The following is a 17,825-nucleotide window of genomic DNA, read 5'->3' as shown; positions in this document are numbered from 1 at the left end:
CACTGTCTCACAACCTTGTTCCGAACAACAGTATCTCTTGCATGTGTTCGTATACAATAGTATACGAACACATGCCTCCGCAGCCGGCACTTCAGCACTGTCCATCATCGCTAGGCCGACGGCTGGCATGCCGATGGCGTGGCTGTGCGGACGCACGCCGATCCAGGGCCTGCCGCCTTGCGTTCGCAAGGGCCTGCGATGACTGATCAGAGCGATATCGTCGACTATCCCCTGACCTACGACGTCGTCGTGGCCGGCGGCGGCAACGCGGCCCTCTGCGCCGCCATTGCAGCACGGCGCGCCGGGGCCTCGGTCATCGTGCTGGAGGCCGCCTCGAAGTTCTATCGCGGCGGCAATACGCGCCACACCCGCAACATGCGCTGCGCCCATGACGCGGCGACCGCAACGTTGAGCGGCCCCTACACCGAGGACGAGTTCTGGGACGATCTCCTGCGCGTCACCGAAGGCCAGACCAACGAGCAGTTGGCGCGCCTGATGATCCGCGAGTCCAAGGACATGCTCGACTGGATCGTCGAACAAGGCGTGCGCTTCCAGCCCTCGCTCGGCGGAACGCTGAGCTTAGGACGGACCAACTCGTTCTTCCTGGGCGGCGGCCGGGCCATGCTCAATGCGCTGTATCTCACCGCCGAGCTCCTCGGCGTCGACGTGCGCTACGAGGCCGAGGTGGTGGGGCTGGAGATGGACGACGGCCGCTTCCGCGCGGCGATCGTGCAGCACGGCAACGGCAGGATGCGCATCGGCGGCAAGGCGCTGGTGGCGGCCGCAGGCGGCTTCGAATCCAACATCGACAAGCTGGTCGAGGGCTGGGGCGAGATCGCCCGCAACTTCCTGATCCGCGGCACGCCCAACAATCGCGGCACGGTGCTCGACATGCTGCTCGGCGCCGGCGTCGACAGTATCGGCGACCCCACCCAGTGCCATGCGGTGGCGATCGATGCGCGGGCGCCCAAATATGACGGCGGCATCATCACGCGGCTCGACTGCGTCGTGTTCGGCATCGTCGTCAACAACAACGCTGAGCGATTCTACGACGAAGGCGAGGACGTCTGGCCGAAGCGTTACGCCATCTGGGGCCGCCTGGTCGCGACCCAGCCGAACCAGATTGCCTACATCATCTTCGACGCGAAATCGGCGAACCTGTTCATGCCATCGCTCTACCCCGCGATCGAGGCGGCCAGCATCACCGAACTCGCCGGCAAGCTCGGCCTTGATCCCGACAAGCTGACCACCACCGTCGCGCAATTCAACGCATCGGTGCGCGACGGCAGCTTCAATCCCGACATCCTGGACGATTGTCGCACCGAGAACTTAGCGCCGCCCAAATCGCATTGGGCGCGCCGTCTCGATTCAGCGCCCTTCTACGCCTATCCGGTCCGGCCCGGCATCACCTTCACCTACCTCGGCGTACGCGTCGATCAAGCGGCAAGGATGATGATGAAGGCCGGCGGGCCAGCCGACAACATGTACGCCGCCGGCGAGATCATGGCCGGCAACGTGCTCGGCCGCGGCTATGCCGCGGGCATCGGCATGACGATCGGCAGCGTGTTCGGCCGCATCGCGGGCCGGGGAGCAGCGACACATGCAGCGCAGTGAGGCGTTGACCGAGGCGGATCGGCTGATGACGATCTGCAATTCCTGCCGCTATTGCGAGGGCCTCTGCGCCGTGTTTCCGGCGATGGAGATGCGCCGCGCCTTCACCGGCGGCGACCTCAACTATCTCGCCAATCTCTGCCATGCCTGCGGCGCCTGCCACGTCGACTGCCAATTCTCGCCGCCGCACGAATTCGACGTTCGCGTCCCGTCCGTTCTGGCCCGGGTACGGCACGAGAGCTACGCCGACTATGCCTGGCCGCGCGCGCTGGCGCCGCTGTTCAGGCGCAACGGCCTTGCGGTGTCGCTCATCGCGGTCATCAGCATGGCCGCGTTCGTCCTCGGCTTCGTGGCCTTCAACGATCCCGCCGCGCTGTTCGCAAGCCGGCACGGCCTGGGATCGTTCTACGCGCTCATGCCTCACAACACGATGGCGCTGTTGTTCGGCGCCGCCTTCCTGTGGGCCATCATCGCCATCATCATGGGCGCTCGGGCCTTCTGGAATGACATCGGCGAGCCGAGCTCGACCCTGACGCGCTCACGTCCGCTGCTGCGCGCCGTTCGCGATGCAGCCAGCCTGCGCTATCTCGATGGCGGCGGCGTCGGCTGCTACAACGAGGATGAGCGGCCGCGCGACACCCGGCGGTTCTATCACCATCTGACGCTCTGGGGCTTCGTGCTCTGCTTCGCATCGACCAGCGTCGCGACGCTCTATCACTATCTTCTGCAGCGCGAGGCGCCCTATCCGTTGTGGGATCTACCCGTCGTGCTCGGGACACTCGGCGGATTGGGCATCGTGGTCGGTCCGCTCGGACTCTACGCCGCCAAGCGCAGGCGTGAGCCGGCGATGATGGACGGCGGCAGCCGCGGCATGGACGTCGCGTTCTTGGCGATGCTCGTCCTCACCGGCGCGACCGGGCTCGCTCTCCTCGTGCTTCGCGAGACCAGCACGATGGGCGTGCTGCTCGCGGTCCATCTCGGTGCGGTGTTCGCGATCTTCATCACGATGCCCTATGGCAAGTTCGCGCACGGCCTCTATCGATTCTTGGCGCTCCTCCGCTACGCGCGCGAACGTCACGGCGCGTAGCTCGCGCGAGGTCGCCGTCAACGCGCAACTGATCGCCGTCGTCATGCAGCATTCATGACCCTGAGCATCCGTTCATAAAGTTGCGATCTGCGACATTTTTCCGGAACGATCCGCGACGTACGGAACGACTCCTACCTCCTGCCGTTGTCGGCGCGGGCAGTGCAAATACGAGGAGGATAGAGGATGACCAATCGCTTGATGGTATCAGTTGCTGCAATCGCGCTCCTGGCGGGTGCAGGTTTTGCTCATGCGCAGAGCGCCGGCGGTGCGGGCGGGGCAGTTGGACAGTCCGGCGGCGCAGCCGGCGGCATGAACGCGCCCGGCGGCACGATGCATCGCGACAGCGCCTCGCCTGCGGCCGGCGGCGCCTCCGACATGCGCTCCAGCCAGTCGGATCAGAAGTCTGGTGCGACCAAGGGCCAGCGCGCCGAGGAAGGCATGAAGGGGCCGACTGCCAAGGGCGCGACCTCCGAGAGCGACAAGGCCGGCTCCAAGAGCATGAAGGCCGAGAGCCGCGACAGCAAGAGCGGCACCAGCACGAACGCCGAAACCAAGACCGGCAGCGACCGGTCGCAGACCACCACCGGACTGGCCGGCGCCGGCGCCAAGCTCTCGACGGAGCAGCGCACCAAGATCACCAGCGTGATCCGCAGCCAGCGCGTCGAGCCGGTGACCAACGTGAACTTCAACATCTCGGTCGGCACCCGGGTGCCGCGCGACGTTCGCTTCCACCGGCTCCCGGCCGAAGTCGTGACGATCTATCCGGAATGGCGCGGATATGACTTCATCCTGGTTCGTGAGCAGATCATCGTAATCGATCCCCGCACCCACGAGATCGTCGCAGTTCTCGACGCCTGATCCCGACCAGGCAGGCGATGAGGACATGGGGCGGGCAGCAATGCCCGCCCCTTTCTATTGCGCAAATCTATTGCGCAAAGAGCACGCAAGGGCGATCACACGCAGCCCGTGCAGCCCGGTGGACAAACCTGGTTAATCAGCGATTTCGTACACTTAAGACGGTTTTTTCGTGTGACGGACCAAGCCTCGAACGGCCGGCCTGGCTGCCGAAAGGCTTCCCCTTGGCGGCTTTGTTACCTATAACGCCGCCCACTGCCGCCACACCGCCGGGATGGGAATGGCCGACGCCGCTCACAACACGATCTATGTCCTCAACGGACCCAACCTCAACCTGTTGGGCACCCGCGAGCCGGAGACCTATGGCCACGCCACCCTCGCCGACGTGGAACGGCTCTGCGTCGAGACGGCTGCCCGCTTCGGCCTGGTGGCGGAGTGCCGGCAGTCCAATCATGAGGGCGTCCTGGTCGACTCCATCCATGAGGCCCGCAGCCGCGGTGTGGTCGGAATCATCCTCAATGCCGGCGCCTACTCTCATACCTCCATTGCCCTGCATGACGCGCTGATGGGGGTGAAGATCCCCACCGTTGAAGTGCACATCAGCAACATCCACGCTCGCGAGAGCTTTCGGCACCATTCTTTCACCGCGAAGGCGGCGTTTGCCTCGATCTGCGGCTTCGGCATCGACGGCTACCGGCTCGCGATCACTGGCCTCGCCGCCAAGATCGGCGCCAAAGCCGATACGCAGACCGACATCTAGCGCAAGCCTGACGTCACAGTCCTCACGCCACCCAACGTTCCGGATCAGATCATGGCGCCCCAGCCCGACGACAAGACCATCGCGAAATCCGAAGACAGCCAGCTCATTCGCGAGCTCGCAGCGCTGCTGGATGAGACCAGCCTGACCGAAATCGAGCTGGAGCGTGCCGGCCTTCGCATCCGCGTTGCCCGCAACGTGACCGTTGCGGCGGCCGTCCATTCGTCCATCGGAGCGGTCGCCGCTGGCGTTCCCCTGGTCGCAGCTGCGACGGCGGCAGCCGCCGGTGCGGACTTGTCCAAACATCCCGGCGTGGTGCCCTCGCCCATGGTCGGCACCGCCTATTGGGCGCCCGAGCCCGGCGCCAAGCCGTTCGTCGAGGTCGGCTCCAAGGTGTCGGTCGGTCAGACCCTGATGATCATCGAGGCGATGAAGACGATGAACCAGATTCCGTCACCGCGCGCCGGGACGGTGACGCAGGTCCTGGTCGAGGACGGCCAGCCCGTTGAGTTCGGCGAGCCGCTGGTGATCATTGAATAATTGCGAGTAGCGAATGGCGAATAGCGAATAGCCGTCCGTTCCCTATTCGCTACTCCCTATTCGCTACTCGCCACTCGCGCCCGAGGCACCATGTTCGACAAGATCCTCATCGCCAATCGCGGCGAAATCGCCCTTCGCATCCTCAGGGCCTGCAAGGAGCTCGGCATCTCCACCGTCGCGGTGCATTCCACCGCCGACGCCGATGCCATGCATGTCCGCCTCGCCGACGAAAGCGTGTGCATCGGCCCGCCGCCGTCGAAGGACAGCTATCTCAACATCCCCGCGCTGCTCGCCGCCTGTGAGATCACCGGCGCCGACGCCGTGCATCCCGGCTACGGCTTCCTCTCGGAGAACGCGCGCTTCGCCGAGATCCTCGCCGACCACAACCTGCACTTCATCGGACCCAAGGCGGAGCACATCCGCCTGATGGGCGACAAGATCGAGGCCAAGAAGACCGCCAAGCGGCTGGGCATTCCGGTCGTTCCCGGCTCCGACGGTGCGGTGACGCCCGACCAGGACGCGATGGCGATCGCCAAGGAGATCGGCTTTCCGGTGCTGGTCAAAGCGGCCGCCGGCGGCGGCGGCCGCGGCATGAAGGTCGCCCACACCGAGGCGGACCTGCAACTGGCGCTGACCACCGCGGCCAACGAGGCCAAATCCGCGTTCGGCGACGCTTCGGTCTATCTCGAGAAGTATCTGCAGAAGCCCCGCCACATCGAGATCCAGGTGCTCGGCGATGGCCGCGGCGGCGCGATCCATCTCGGCGAGCGCGACTGCTCGCTGCAGCGGCGCCACCAGAAGGTCTGGGAGGAAGGCCCCTCGCCGGTGCTCGACCCGGCCAGCCGCGCCAAGATCGGCGAGACAGTCGCCAAGGCGATGCAGGAGCTGAAATATATCGGCGTCGGCACCGTCGAATTCCTCTATGAGGACGGCGAGTTCTACTTCATCGAGATGAACACCCGCATCCAGGTCGAGCATCCGGTGACCGAGATGATCACCGGCATCGACCTCGTGCTGGAGCAGATCCGCATCGCGGCCGGCGGCGACCTGCCGATGACCCAGGACCAGGTTGTCATCAACGGCCACTCCATCGAGTGCCGCGTCAATGCGGAAAATCCCGTCACCTTCCGGCCCTCGCCGGGCAAGATCCTGCAGTACCATCCGCCGGGCGGCCTCGGCGTCCGCATCGATTCGGCGGTCTATCAGGGCTACGTGATCCCGCCCTATTACGACTCGCTGGTCGGCAAGCTGATCGTCCACGGCAAGACCCGAGTCGAGTGCCTGATGCGGCTGCGGCGGGCGCTGGACGAGATGGTCGTCGACGGCATCGAGACCACCCTGCCGCTGTTCCGGGCGTTGGTGCGTGAGCCCGCCATCATCGATGGCGACTACCACATCCACTGGCTCGAGCAGTATCTCGCCGGCCAGAACGCGGACTGAGCAGCACCTGAAGAATCCCGCGGCCCGGCGGGAACTCGTCGGTCTGCAAGACGTTCTGCTCTGTCGGCGGTTCCGCTGAGGGGGCAGGTATTTCAATCGGCATGCGAGTGAGCGGTGGCGCCTGAGATCAGACAGAGGCGCACGCTAGGACAAATCCTGCTGTTGTCGGCGGGATTCCTGGTGCTGGTCGTGGTCAGCACGGCCTCGGTGCTGCTGGTCAACAAGGCCCGCAGAGACAGCGCCTGGGTGGTGCACACCATTGAGGCGGAGAACCAGATCAATGCGCTGCTGCTCGAGGTCCGCCGCGCCGAGAGCGGCGCCCGCGCCTACCTGCTGACCCAGAGCCCGGATTTTCTCAGAGATCACGAAGCCGCCGTTGCCGCGATCCGGCCCGTACTCGACAAGCTTGCGACGCTCCTCGCCGACAACCAGGTTCAGGTGGCGAACCTCGCCAGATTGCGCAGCATCATCGAGACCCGACTGGCGCAATTCGACCAGGAGAAGGCCCTCGTCGCGTCCGGCGATCTTCCCAGTGCGGTGGCCCTGGTGCGCGATGCCGCATCGATCGACAGTAGCACGACCATGCGTACCACCGCCGAGGCGATGCGCACCGAGGAGGAACGCCTGCTGGCGGTGCGAACCACCAATGCCGACGAAAGCCAGCAGCTCGCGACCATCGTCACCGTCGCCGGTTCGGCGCTGGTCGTCCTGCTCGCCGTCATCTCGCTGCTCCTTGTGCGCCGCTCGACCAGCGCCCGCGACGAGGCCGAGGCCAAGCTGCGCGAGAGCAATCTCAACCTCGAAGCCACTGTCGACGAGCGCACCGCCGACCTGCGCGAGGCCAATGAGGAGATCCAGCGCTTCGCCTACATCGTGAGCCACGATCTGCGCTCGCCGCTGGTCAACATCATGGGCTTCACCAGCGAGCTCGACGAGCTGCGCAGCGACATCTTCCGGCGCATCGCGGCGCTCGCGCGCGCGGTGTCCGACGCGCCGCCGCCGGCCGAAGGCACCGAGCCGGAGCTGGAAGGCGCCGACAAGCAGCTCTCGGAGGATTTCTCCGAGGCGCTGGGCTTCATCAAGTCCTCGATCGCAAAAATGGACCGGCTCATCACCGCCATCCTCAATTTGACCCGCGAAGGCCGCCGCGAGTTCGTGCCGGTGCGCATCGACACCCGCGAGCTGATCGAGGGCATCGTCTCGACGCTCGCGCATCAGGCTGCGGAAACCAACACCACCATCCGCGTGGAGCCGCTGCCCGCCATCGTCAGCGACCGCCTTGCGCTGGAGCAGATCTTCTCCAACCTGATCGACAACGCGATCAAATATCTGAAGCCCGGCGTTGCCGGTGACATCGCCATTCGCGCCCGCACCAAGCTCGGTTTCGCCATCTTCGAGATCACGGACAATGGCCGGGGGATTGATCCCAGGGATCATCAACGTATCTTTGATCTGTTCCGCCGCGCCGGGACCCAGGACCGTCCGGGTCAGGGGATTGGATTGGCCCATGTGCGCGCACTGGTGCGCCGGCTCGGCGGAACCATGTCGGTCGCGTCGGAGCTCGACCAGGGCAGCACGTTCACCATCACGCTCCCGATCAACTGGAACGCCTCAACCCGGAACTCAGACCGATGACCATGCCCGTGACGATCATCATGATCGAGGACGACGAAGGCCACGCCCGCCTGATCGAGCGCAACATCCGCCGCTCGGGAGTCAACAACGAGATCAAGCCGTTCACCAACGGTACAGATGCCGTGAAGTATCTGCTGGGTGCTGACGGCACCGGCCTCGATCACAAGGGGCAAGCATTGCTGATCCTGCTGGACCTGAACCTGCCGGACATGACCGGCATCGACATCCTCAAGATGGTCAAGCAGAACAGCTTCCTGAAGAGCGCGCCCGTGGTCATCCTGACCACGACCGACGACTCACAGGAGATCAAGCGCTGCTACGAGCTCGGCTGCAACGTCTACATCACCAAGCCGGTCAACTACGAAAGCTTCGCCAACGCCATTCGCCAGCTCGGCCTGTTCTTCTCCGTCATCCAGGTTCCGCCCGCCGCATGAGCTCCGCCGCCCCCACGCTGCTCTACATCGACGACGACGCGGCGCTGGCGCGGCTGGTCGAGCGCGGGCTCAAGCGATTGGGCTTCACGGTGGAACACGCCGCCGACGGCAGCGCGGGCTTGCAGCGGCTGGAGCGCGGCGGGATCGACGTCGTTGCGCTCGACCAGTACATGCCCGGCTTCGACGGGCTCGAGACGCTGGAGCGCATCATGGCGCTGCCCGAACCGCCGCCGGTGGTGTTCGTCACCGCCTCGCAGGATTCCAAGATCGCGGTCACGGCCCTGAAGGCGGGCGCAGTCGACTACCTCGTCAAGGACGTGCAGGGCGAGTTCATTCCGCTGCTGCAGGTCGCAGCCGAAGGCGCGGTGCGGCAGGCACGGCTGCAGAAGGCCCGCGACGAGGCGGAGGCAGAAGTGCGGGCGTCACGCGACCGCTACGCGGCGCTGGCGGCGGAGCGCGAGGTCCTGCTGCGCGAGGTCAATCATCGCGTCGGCAATTCGCTCCAGATCATCGCGTCGCTGCTGCATCTTCAGGCCAACTCCAGCACCCAGGACGACGTCAAGGCCGCGCTCACCAATGCGATGGGCCGCGTCGCCGCCGTGGCGCAGGTGCACCGCCGCCTCTACACGTCTCAGGATCTCAAGAGCGTGCTGCTCAACCAGTATCTGGATTCGCTGCTCGACGACCTGCGCCGCTCGGCCGAGGGCAACCGGATGTCGCGGCTGACCCTGAAGGCGGAGCCGGTCGAGATCGACCCGGATCGCGCGGTCGCGATCGGCATCGTCGTCAACGAGCTGGTCATGAACGCGGTCAAATACGCCTACCCCGATGGGCCGGGCCCGATCCATGTCGAGCTGAAGCTTGCAGGCGAGGACATCGTGCTGTCGATTGCCGACGACGGCGTCGGCCTCAACGCAACCAGCGATCCGCGCTCGACCGGAATGGGCCAGCGCATCGTCAGCGCCATGGCGACCAAGCTCGATGCCACCGTCGGCCCCGATCCGAGCCATGCCGGCACCAAGATCGTGGTCCGCTTCCGCCTCGAAAAAGATGCTCCCAAGCCCGCGGCTGCTGGGGTCGGCTGAGCTGACGCAGGCGGCACGCGACCATCGCGCACCCGACGTCGGCCTGCTATGCTGATCCCATGAATACGCGCGACTCTGCAGCGTCCGAGATCACGCCCGAGGTCCTGCTGCGTGCCTATGCCTGCGGCATCTTCCCGATGGCCGAAAGCGCCGACGACCCGACCTTGTTCTGGGTCGAGCCGGAGCTGCGCGGCGTCATTCCGCTCGACGGCTTTCGCGTCGCCTCGCGCCTTGCGCGCACGGTGCGATCGGACACCTTCACCGTGACCGTGAACCAGGCCTTCAAGGCGGTGATGGATGGCTGTGCCGAGCCGCAGCCCGGTCGCGAGGACACCTGGATCAACAAGCGTATCCGCGAGCTCTACAGCGGCCTCCACGCGCTCGGCCATTGCCACAGCGTCGAATGCTGGCAGGATGGCGAGCTGGTGGGCGGCCTCTACGGCGTCAGCCTGGGCCGCGCCTTCTTCGGCGAGAGCATGTTTCATCGCACCCGCGACGCCTCGAAGGTCGCGCTGGTGCATCTCGTCGCGCGGCTGATCGCAGGCGGCTTCGAGTTGCTCGACACCCAATACGTCACCGAGCACCTCAAGACCTTCGGCGCCGTCGAGATCCCGCGCCGGCGCTACACCGTGCTGCTCGAAAAGGCCCTGAGGGGACCGGCCGCCAATTTCGCCAGGCTGGCGGTCGATCGGCCGATGCCGGGTGCCGAAGCGTTGGCGATCATCGCCGCGCGCGGCTGAGCCCGGTTATCTGAACACTCCGCCGAACGGTCCGCCCGCCTGGGGCGGCGGCGGCGGTGGCGGCACCTGCTGGGTCTGATACTGCTGCGGCGGCGATGGCGGCCTGGGCGCCGCCTGCCTCTGCTGCGGCGGCCGCTTCTGTGCCGGCTGCGGCGCCGCGGTCGGCTTCTGATCCGGCGCGGCGCTGACGACCGTGGTCTGCGGCTCTTTGCAGTCAACCAGCCAGATGTCGTAGATCGGGTGCTCGACGCCGTGCAGGCCGGGGCTGGCCGCGAACATCCAGCCCGAGAAGATGCGCTTCACCTCGCCCTGCAAGGTGATCTCGTCGACCTCCACGAACGCGTCGGTGTTGGCGGCCTCGGTGGCCGGCCTCGTGTAGCAGGCGTCGGTCTTCACCCGGAGCGCGCCGAACTGCACGGTCTCGCCGATGTCCTCGTCGAAATTGATGATGCGGCCGGTGATCTTGTCGAGCCCGGAGAAGCTCGCCTTCTTGTTCACGATCTTCTGCGCCGGCGGCTCGGTCACGACCTCGTCACCCGGCTGGATGGTGGCCGGCGTCTGCGGCACCGCGCCGTTCGGCGGGATCGCCGCATTCTGGGGTGCCCCGCGTGCCGGTGCCTGCCGCTGACCGGGCGCAGCCTGGCCGGGCGGCGGCACGGCCGCAACTGGGGGATTGTTCTGTGGCAGGATCGTCGTTCCCGGCGGTGGCGCCAGCGGCTGGGATTGGACCGGGCCCGGCAGGGCGGCGCCCTGCCCTGGCGGCGGACGGGTCGGCGCCGGCAGCACCCGGCCCTGCGGCAGCTCCGGGACCTCCTCCTCTTCCTCGGGAGGCGGAATCGGCTCGCCACGGCGCGGAATGTTGCCCGGCGGGCGCGGAACGGGATCGGAGAAAATGGTACCGATCTGCGCGCGCGCCGGCACGGACAGCGTGAGGGATGTGGCGGCCAGCAATGCCGCGATACCGGTCAGGACGATTGTTCGGTGCATCTCGCGCGGCTTTATCAGGCGAATCGGGGTTCGGGACAATCAAATCGCGTCATGACCCATCCGCCGCTCTCGATCAGCCCTCCCGTTAACATGTCGAATACGGCGGGGGAAGGGCGAGCTGCCAGCGCTCCGCGTGCTGGTCAGCCGGTTCATCCAATGAGATAGTCGTGATCAAGAGCCGGATCGGAACCGGCTTCAAAGGGAAGGAAACCGATGTCTGATTCGATCCGTCTCGACGGCCGAGTGGCCGTCGTTACCGGTGCGGCCGGCGTCATCGGCGCCGCAACCATGCGGCTGCTGGCCGCACGCGGGGCCCGCATCGTCGCCGTGGACCGGCGCGAGGCCGATCTCGCCGCCGCGACGGCCGCCCTGCCCGCAAGCGCCGAGGCGCTCGCCGTGGCCGCCGACGTCACCGACGAGGACCAGGTCGCCGCCTACGTGCGACAAGCGTGCGATCGGTTCGGCACCATCGACGTGTTCTTCAACAACGCCGGCATCGAAGGCGAGATCAAGCCGATCACCGCTTATCCGCTCGACGCGTTCCGTCGCGTGCTCGACGTCAACGTCGTCGGCGTCTTCCTCGGCCTCAAGCACGTGCTTCCGGTGATGCTGAAGCAGAACCGCGGCTCGATCATCAACACCGCCTCGATCGCCGGCCTGATCGGCTCGCCGCAGATCGCCGTCTACAGCGCCAGCAAGCACGCGGTGATCGGCTTGACCAAGAGCGTGTCCTGGGAGTGCACCGGCACCAATGTGCGTGTGAACTGCATCTGCCCCGGGCTGATCGAGAGCCGCATGCTGAGCGCGATCATCGAAGGGCGCAGCGGCGCCCCGGTTCCGGCCGACAAGGTGGTCGATCGCGTCCCCGCACGCCGACTTGGCCAGGGCGCAGAGGTCGCCTCGATCGTCGCCTTCCTCGCTTCCGACGATGCCAGCTACGTCTCCGGCGCCGCCTACACCGTCGATGGTGGCCGCACCGCCGCCTGACATCCCCTCAACGCACAGGTCGATTGCAATGCCCGTTCAGCTCGATGCCGATGCCGCCGCCGTCTACAAGGCGTTCCAGGAGGCCGGCCGCCCTGCCTATGAATCGCTGACACCCGCGGAGGCGCGGGACTACTATCTCGCCGCGCGCGTCGTGAGCAATCCCGAGCCGCCGGAGCTTGCTGAGGTCAAGGAGCTCACCATCCATGCCCCGCATGGCGCGATCCCTGCCCGGCTGTACCGGCCCCGGACGCTGCGGCAGACCGCCGGCCTGGCACCGGCACTGGTGTTCTTCCACGGCGGCGGCTGGGTGATCGGCAATCTCGACTCGCACGACGTCGTCTGCCGTACGCTCGCCCATGAAGGCGAGCTCATCGTGATCTCGGTCGACTACCGCCTTGCGCCGGAGCACAAATTTCCGGCTGCGATCGACGACGCGGTCGCAGCGACGCAATGGGTCGCGGAGAATGCGCCCGCGCTCGGCATCGACGCGTCGCGGCTCAGCATCGGCGGCGATTCCGCAGGTGGCAATCTCGCCGCCGTGGTCGCATTGTCGGCACGCGACGGCCGCGGGCCGAAGCTGTCGGGCCAGGTGCTGATCTATCCGGCCACCGACTTCACGATGAGCCATCCCTCCCACAGCGAGCCCGAGACCAGCGTGCTGCTGACGCATTCGGTCATCCGCTGGTTTCGCGACCATTATCTCAGCAGCGCGGCCGACATTCACGATTGGCGTGCCTCGCCGGCGAAGGCGGAAAGCCTGGTGGGGCTACCGCCCGCTTATGTGCTCACAGCCGGCGCCGATCCGCTGCGCGACGAAGGCAACGACTACGCGCGGCGCCTGCGCGAGGCCGGCGTGGCGGTGACCTACCGAACGCATCCCGGCCAGTTCCACGGCTTCTTCACCATGGGCAAGCTGTTGGATCAGGCGAATGTCGCTGCGCGCGACATCGGCGTCTGGCTGAAGCAGCTCGACCGGCCCGGCGGCATCTGACAGGCTGGGCGCCGAGTCATGGCTGGCCCCCTGCCACCAGCCGTTGCCAGTGTCCAGGCGAGATGCCGTAATTCGCTTTGAACCGCCGCGTCATGTGCGACTGATCGCTGAACCCGGCGGCGAGAGCGGCGTCCGCCAGACCGAGCCCCGCCGCAATTTCGGCGCGCGCACGGTCGAGGCGGCGCATCATCAGATATCGGTAGGGACTGGTCCCATAAGCCTTGCGGAACTGACGCGCGAGCGAGAAGCGATCCTGCCCCGTGATCGCCTCGAGCTCGGCGGAAGCGACGGTACGTCCGAGATTGGCATCAAGATGAGCGCGGGCGCGTTCGAGGGCTCGCGCATCTATCAACGCACTTTCGAATCGCCGAATGGACGCATTGTTGGCCAGCAGGCCGTCGGCCAGAAGGACTGCGATCTCGTCCAGCGCAGTCGGCTCCAGCACGCGCTCCATATCGGTGCATGCGGCGTGGACGGCATGCAACAGGCTCGGGTCCTCAAAGACCGCGTTCTTCACGAACGGAAGCGTCGAGGCCCGCGGGCCAAGCGCGTCGCGCACGATCGACGGCTCGATATAGATCATCCGATAGTGGAAGCCGTCCTCGGTGCCTGCTTCCCCGGTGTGAATCTCGTCGGGATGCAACACGATGACCTGCCCCGGCGTGCTGTCGGCGCGCGCGCCGCGGTAATCAAAGCTCTGCACGCCGTGAATCGTGTAACCGATCGAATAGGTATCGTGCCGGTGCGGGGCATAGGCTTGGCCAGAAAAGAAGGCTTCGATGCGCGCAATGCCCTGTTGCCACGGCGCCATCCGCACCCAATCCCGCGCGCACGAACGTTCAAGACCGGGGAGAACACCCCGTGCTGTCTTGCCTGCGGATTTTCGCGCGCGTGCGATTGGTATTGCTCCGAGCCGTCGCGCTGAAACCTATATCGCAGGCGAGCCAACCGGAAGACCGGCCACCTCACATGTGTTCACGGAAGCAGGAGAACCGGCATGAAGACAGTGAACCTCTCCGAAAAGCTGAGCCAATTCTCGAGCCATTGGGACCCTCACGTGGTCGCGGACTACAACGAGAATGACGTGATGGTCGTGAAGTTCATGGGAGAATATCCGTTCCACAAGCATGACACGACGGATGACTTCTTCTTCGTGCTCGAAGGCGAGATGGAGATGGACATCGAGGGCGAGCGCTCTCGAACGGTCAGGGCTGGCGAATTGTTCATCGTGCCCAAAGGCGTCGTTCATCGGCCGCGGGCTGAGAAGGAGGTCAAGGTCCTCTTGATCGAACCCATGGGTGAGCCCAACTCCGGCGACTCCGACCGGGCGCCCGCCCCGAAGCCGCGCATCTGAGGGGGAGACACGCCCCTTCGCTGGCAAAACTCGCTGAAACCAGGAAGTCCGGCAAAATTCTCTCTGATTTTGCGCCGCAACCAAGGTAGTTTGGCCGTGCACGCCCCCTTCGAAGACCAAGCCGCGGCATCCAGCCGCGTCAACAGGAATGACCGTGATGTTCGAGCGACTGAGCCGCCAACCCGATGACCCCCTCCTTGCCCTGATCGGCATCTTCAAAGCCGATCCGAGGCCGGACAAGGTCGATCTCGGCGTCGGCGTCTATCGCGACGAGGCCGGCAATTCGCCGGTCTTCCGCGCCGTGAAGGCGGCCGAGCGCGTCATCTGGGAGAGCCAGGACAGCAAGAGCTATGTAGCGCCGGAAGGCGACCAGCGCTTCCTCGACCTGTTGTGGTCGCTCGTCGGCGGCCCCGCGCCATCGGTCCATGCCGCAGGCGTGCAGACTCCGGGCGGCTCGGGCGCGCTCCGCCTCGCCGCCGATCTGATCCGGCAGGCCGGCACCGGCAAGATCTGGCTCGGCCTGCCGAGCTGGCCCAACCACGCCGGCATCTTCGCCGCGGCGGGGCTCGAGGTCGAGACCTATCCATACTTCGACGTGCCATCGCAGACCCTGCAGCTCGACAGCATGCTCGACGCGCTGAGGCGCGCTCAGCCGGGCGATGCCGTTCTGATCCATGCCTGCTGCCATAACCCGAGCGGCGCTCCCCTCAGCGCCGACGACTGGACGCGGATCACCGCCATGATCACCGCGCGCGGCCTCGTGCCGCTGATCGATTCCGCCTATCAGGGCTTCGGCGCCGGCCTCGACGGCGATGCGGCCGGTCTGCGGATGCTGATCGCGGCCGTCCCCGAGGCGCTCGTCGCAGTGTCCTGCTCGAAATCGTTCGGACTCTATCGTGAGCGCACCGGCGCGCTCTATGCCATCGCAGCGTCGCAGGCGGCAGCCGACACCGCGCGCTCCAACCTCGTCGCGATCGCGCGCACCAGCTACTCGATGCCGCCGGACCACGGCTCGGCGATCGTGAAGACCATTCTCGGCAGCCCCGATCTGCGGCGCGACTGGAGCGAAGAGTTGGAATCGATGCGCCTTCGCCTTGCGACGCTGCGCCGTGCCTTTGCCGAGGCGCTCGGTGGCCGCTGGTCGAACACCGTCGCCATCGGCGTCCAGGAAGGCATGTTCTCGCTGCTGCCACTTACCCCGGCGGAGGTGCTGACCCTGCGCGAGAAGAGCGGCGTCTACATGCCGACCTCGGGCCGCATCAATGTCGCCGGCCTGAAGCTGTCAGACGTGACGCGCGTCGCCGGCCTGTTCAAGTCGCTTTGAGCGAGCGCGGGCGAGGAATGACAGCTTGACCGAGATCGTCCAGGAACGGCACAAGCTCTACGAAGACGCAATGGCCCTGACGCTCGGCACGCTGTTCGTCTCGCTGGGCATGCTCATCTACAGCAAGACGGTGCTGCTGGTCGGCAGCACCGCCGGCCTGTCGTTGCTGTTGAGCTATATCAGCGGCTACGGCTTCGGCTTGAGCTTCTTCCTGCTCAACCTGCCCTTCTACGTGCTGGCCGTGAAGCGCATGGGCTGGCCGTTCACGATCCGCACCTTCCTGGCGGTCGGGCTTGTGGCGCTGTTCTCGCGCCTGACGACGTCCTGGGTGGAGATTGCGTGGATCGAGCCGATCTATGCCACCATCATCGGCGCCGGCCTGACCGGCACAGGGCTGCTGATGCTGTTCCGCCATCGCACGGGCCTCGGCGGCATCAACATCCTGGCGCTGTATCTGCAGGAGCACTGGAAGATCAGGGCCGGCTACTTCCAGCTCGCGGTCGACGTCCTGATCATGATCGCCGCCTTTTTCGTCATCCCCGTGAACCGGCTGGCGCTGTCGATCATCGGCATCGTGATCGTCAACGTCATCATCGCGATCAACCACAAGCCGGGGCGCTACATGGCGCTGAGCTGAACGGCCGAGCTCCAACCGCAAGATCGATCTGCGCTCGGATAGCCCCCACCGTGACACGCGCCGGATGCCGCATGGGTGCACTGCACCTTGCCAGACGGCGCATTCCGTGGGATGAAAGCTCTGGTATGCCAGCAACCGAGGCAATGGGTTACCGCCTCCGTCCGCCCCTGCGGGGCGCCTGACGGACTCTTCGGCGCGGCTGGATCGCCAACAAGAAACGCGAACGCAAAATCTCGAACCGATCTCTGGGGACGACCAAGGTATGGCACGCAACATTCTGATTCTCGGGGCTTCCTACGGCTCCCTCCTCGGCACCAAGCTGCTGATGGCCGGCCACAACGTGACGCTGGTCTGCCGCAAGAAGACCGCCGAGCTGATCAACCGCGACGGCACGGAAGTCCGCATCAAGCTGCGCGACGAGCCGGCGCATCGCTCGATCTTCTCGCGCGACCTGCCCGGCAAGCTCGACGCCGCCACGCCGGATAGCGTCGACCTGTCGCGCTACGACCTGGTTGGTCTTGCGATGCAGGAGCCGCAATACACCAACCACACCATTCGAGTGCTGATGGTGAAGATCGCCGAGGCCAGGCTTCCGTGCCTGTCGATCATGAACATGCCGCCGCTGCCCTATCTCAAGCGCATCCCGGCGCTCGCCAACGTCGACCTCGACGAGGCCTACACCAACCCCGCGGTGTGGGAACGCTTCACGCCCGGGCTCGTCACGCTGTGCTCGCCGGATCCGCAGGCCTTCCGTCCCCCGGAGGAAGCCGCCAATGTGCTGCATGTCGGCCTGCCGACCAACTTCAAGGCCGCCGCCTTCGAGGACGAAAAGCACAATGCGCTGCTGCGTGAGCTGGAGCGCGACATCGACGCAGTCAGGCTCGACGGCCAGGACGTCCCCGTGAAGCTGAAGGTGTTCGACTCGCTGTTCGTGCCGCTGGCGAAGTGGTCGATGCTGCTTACCGGCAACTATCGCTGCATCACGCGCGGCGAGCCGCAGGCGATCCGCGATGCCGTTCATGGCAATCTCGCCCAGTCGAAATCGATCTACGAGCACGTCGATGCCATCGCGCGCAAGCTCGGCGCAGATCCGAGCGACCAGGTGCCGTTCGAAAAATACGCCAAGGCGGCCGAGAGCCTGCTCAAGCCGTCGTCGGCCGCGCGGGCCGTCGCCGCGGGCGCGCCGTTCATCGAGCGCGTCGACCTTCTGGTGAAGCTGATCTCGCAGCAGCTCGGCATGCCCAATGCCGAGATCGACCAGACGGTGCAGACCGTCGACTTCAAGCTCAACGAGAAGATCGTGGTCGGCGGCTCCAGCGCGCAGTGATGAGCAGGCGCCGACATCGTCCGTAACCAGATGT

At 65.9% G+C, this 17,825-nt stretch carries 18 protein-coding genes; 16 read left to right on the top strand and 2 right to left on the bottom strand.

Features of this window, described 5'->3' with window-relative positions:
• The first annotated feature begins 198 nt into the window (after positions 1–198).
• The 10 genes from tcuA (at position 199) to aat (ending at position 10,184) form a co-directional block, all read left to right on the top strand.
• Positions 199–1,614, top strand: coding sequence for an FAD-dependent tricarballylate dehydrogenase TcuA (tcuA, locus tag QW881_RS17245; RefSeq protein ID WP_315755616.1), 1,416 nt, complete (start codon positions 199–201; stop codon positions 1,612–1,614).
• On the top strand, positions 1,601–2,698 hold the full coding sequence (tcuB, locus tag QW881_RS17240; protein WP_315755617.1) for a tricarballylate utilization 4Fe-4S protein TcuB: 1,098 nt from the start codon (positions 1,601–1,603) through the stop codon (positions 2,696–2,698). Before tcuA ends, tcuB begins: the two co-directional genes overlap by 14 nt.
• A gap of 183 nt (positions 2,699–2,881) precedes the next feature.
• The gene (locus QW881_RS17235; RefSeq protein WP_315755618.1) at positions 2,882–3,556 is read left to right on the top strand and encodes a DUF1236 domain-containing protein; all 675 of its coding nucleotides are present in this window, start codon (positions 2,882–2,884) and stop codon (positions 3,554–3,556) included.
• A gap of 277 nt (positions 3,557–3,833) precedes the next feature.
• Positions 3,834–4,313, top strand: a complete 480-nt coding sequence (gene aroQ / locus QW881_RS17230; protein ID WP_315755619.1) for a type II 3-dehydroquinate dehydratase — start codon at positions 3,834–3,836, stop codon at positions 4,311–4,313.
• A 51-nt stretch (positions 4,314–4,364) separates the two neighbouring features.
• Positions 4,365–4,850, top strand: a complete 486-nt coding sequence (gene accB, locus QW881_RS17225; RefSeq protein WP_315755620.1) for an acetyl-CoA carboxylase biotin carboxyl carrier protein — start codon at positions 4,365–4,367, stop codon at positions 4,848–4,850.
• A gap of 90 nt (positions 4,851–4,940) precedes the next feature.
• Positions 4,941–6,290, top strand: coding sequence for an acetyl-CoA carboxylase biotin carboxylase subunit (gene accC / locus QW881_RS17220; protein ID WP_315737771.1), 1,350 nt, complete (start codon positions 4,941–4,943; stop codon positions 6,288–6,290).
• A 114-nt stretch (positions 6,291–6,404) separates the two neighbouring features.
• On the top strand, positions 6,405–7,925 hold the full coding sequence (locus QW881_RS17215) for a sensor histidine kinase (RefSeq protein WP_316158546.1): 1,521 nt from the start codon (positions 6,405–6,407) through the stop codon (positions 7,923–7,925).
• A complete protein-coding gene (locus tag QW881_RS17210) occupies positions 7,922–8,359 on the top strand; it encodes a response regulator (protein ID WP_315737769.1) in 438 nt (145 codons plus the stop codon). The genes QW881_RS17215 and QW881_RS17210 overlap by 4 nt, the downstream gene beginning before the upstream one ends.
• A complete protein-coding gene (locus QW881_RS17205; protein WP_315755622.1) occupies positions 8,356–9,444 on the top strand; it encodes a sensor histidine kinase in 1,089 nt (362 codons plus the stop codon). Before QW881_RS17210 ends, QW881_RS17205 begins: the two co-directional genes overlap by 4 nt.
• 59 nt (positions 9,445–9,503) lie before the next feature.
• On the top strand, positions 9,504–10,184 hold the full coding sequence (gene aat, locus QW881_RS17200) for a leucyl/phenylalanyl-tRNA--protein transferase (RefSeq protein WP_315755624.1): 681 nt from the start codon (positions 9,504–9,506) through the stop codon (positions 10,182–10,184).
• A gap of 6 nt (positions 10,185–10,190) precedes the next feature.
• Here the strand turns inward: aat and QW881_RS17195 are convergent, their stop codons facing one another.
• Positions 10,191–11,171: a DUF2155 domain-containing protein gene (locus QW881_RS17195; RefSeq protein ID WP_316158547.1), complete on the bottom strand. Its 981-nt coding sequence runs from the start codon at positions 11,169–11,171 to the stop codon at positions 10,191–10,193.
• Positions 11,172–11,384: 213 nt separating this feature from the next.
• Between QW881_RS17195 and QW881_RS17190 the strand changes: the two genes are divergently transcribed.
• Together QW881_RS17190 and QW881_RS17185 are read left to right on the top strand one after the other, a co-directional pair.
• Complete coding sequence (locus tag QW881_RS17190) at positions 11,385–12,158, top strand: SDR family oxidoreductase (RefSeq protein ID WP_315755627.1); 774 nt, start codon at positions 11,385–11,387, stop codon at positions 12,156–12,158.
• A 28-nt stretch (positions 12,159–12,186) separates the two neighbouring features.
• Positions 12,187–13,149: an alpha/beta hydrolase gene (locus QW881_RS17185; protein ID WP_315755628.1), complete on the top strand. Its 963-nt coding sequence runs from the start codon at positions 12,187–12,189 to the stop codon at positions 13,147–13,149.
• A 16-nt stretch (positions 13,150–13,165) separates the two neighbouring features.
• Here QW881_RS17185 and QW881_RS17180 read toward each other — a convergent pair whose 3' ends face one another.
• Positions 13,166–13,960 (bottom strand): AraC family transcriptional regulator, encoded by a 795-nt coding sequence (locus tag QW881_RS17180; RefSeq protein WP_315755629.1) that lies wholly within the window; start codon positions 13,958–13,960, stop codon positions 13,166–13,168.
• 186 nt (positions 13,961–14,146) lie between these two features.
• Here QW881_RS17180 and QW881_RS17175 point away from each other — a divergent pair, with 186 nt between their 5' ends.
• The 4 genes from QW881_RS17175 (at position 14,147) to QW881_RS17160 (ending at position 17,791) form a co-directional block, all read left to right on the top strand.
• Positions 14,147–14,503 carry a cupin domain-containing protein gene (locus QW881_RS17175; protein ID WP_315755630.1) on the top strand — a complete coding sequence of 119 codons (357 nt, stop codon included), beginning with the start codon at positions 14,147–14,149 and terminating at the stop codon, positions 14,501–14,503.
• A 157-nt stretch (positions 14,504–14,660) separates the two neighbouring features.
• A complete protein-coding gene (locus QW881_RS17170) occupies positions 14,661–15,827 on the top strand; it encodes an amino acid aminotransferase (protein WP_315755631.1) in 1,167 nt (388 codons plus the stop codon).
• A gap of 25 nt (positions 15,828–15,852) precedes the next feature.
• The gene (locus QW881_RS17165) at positions 15,853–16,464 is read left to right on the top strand and encodes a YitT family protein (protein ID WP_315755632.1); all 612 of its coding nucleotides are present in this window, start codon (positions 15,853–15,855) and stop codon (positions 16,462–16,464) included.
• Between the two features lie 262 nt (positions 16,465–16,726).
• Positions 16,727–17,791, top strand: a complete 1,065-nt coding sequence (locus QW881_RS17160) for a ketopantoate reductase family protein (protein ID WP_315755634.1) — start codon at positions 16,727–16,729, stop codon at positions 17,789–17,791.
• The last annotated feature ends 34 nt before the right edge of the window (positions 17,792–17,825 follow it).

This window comes from Bradyrhizobium sp. SZCCHNS3016 (assembly GCF_032484535.1).
Taxonomy (GTDB): Bacteria; Pseudomonadota; Alphaproteobacteria; order Rhizobiales; family Xanthobacteraceae; genus Bradyrhizobium.
The sequence above is the reverse complement of the archived record's forward strand: the minus strand, read 5'-3'. Positions and strand labels throughout refer to the sequence as shown.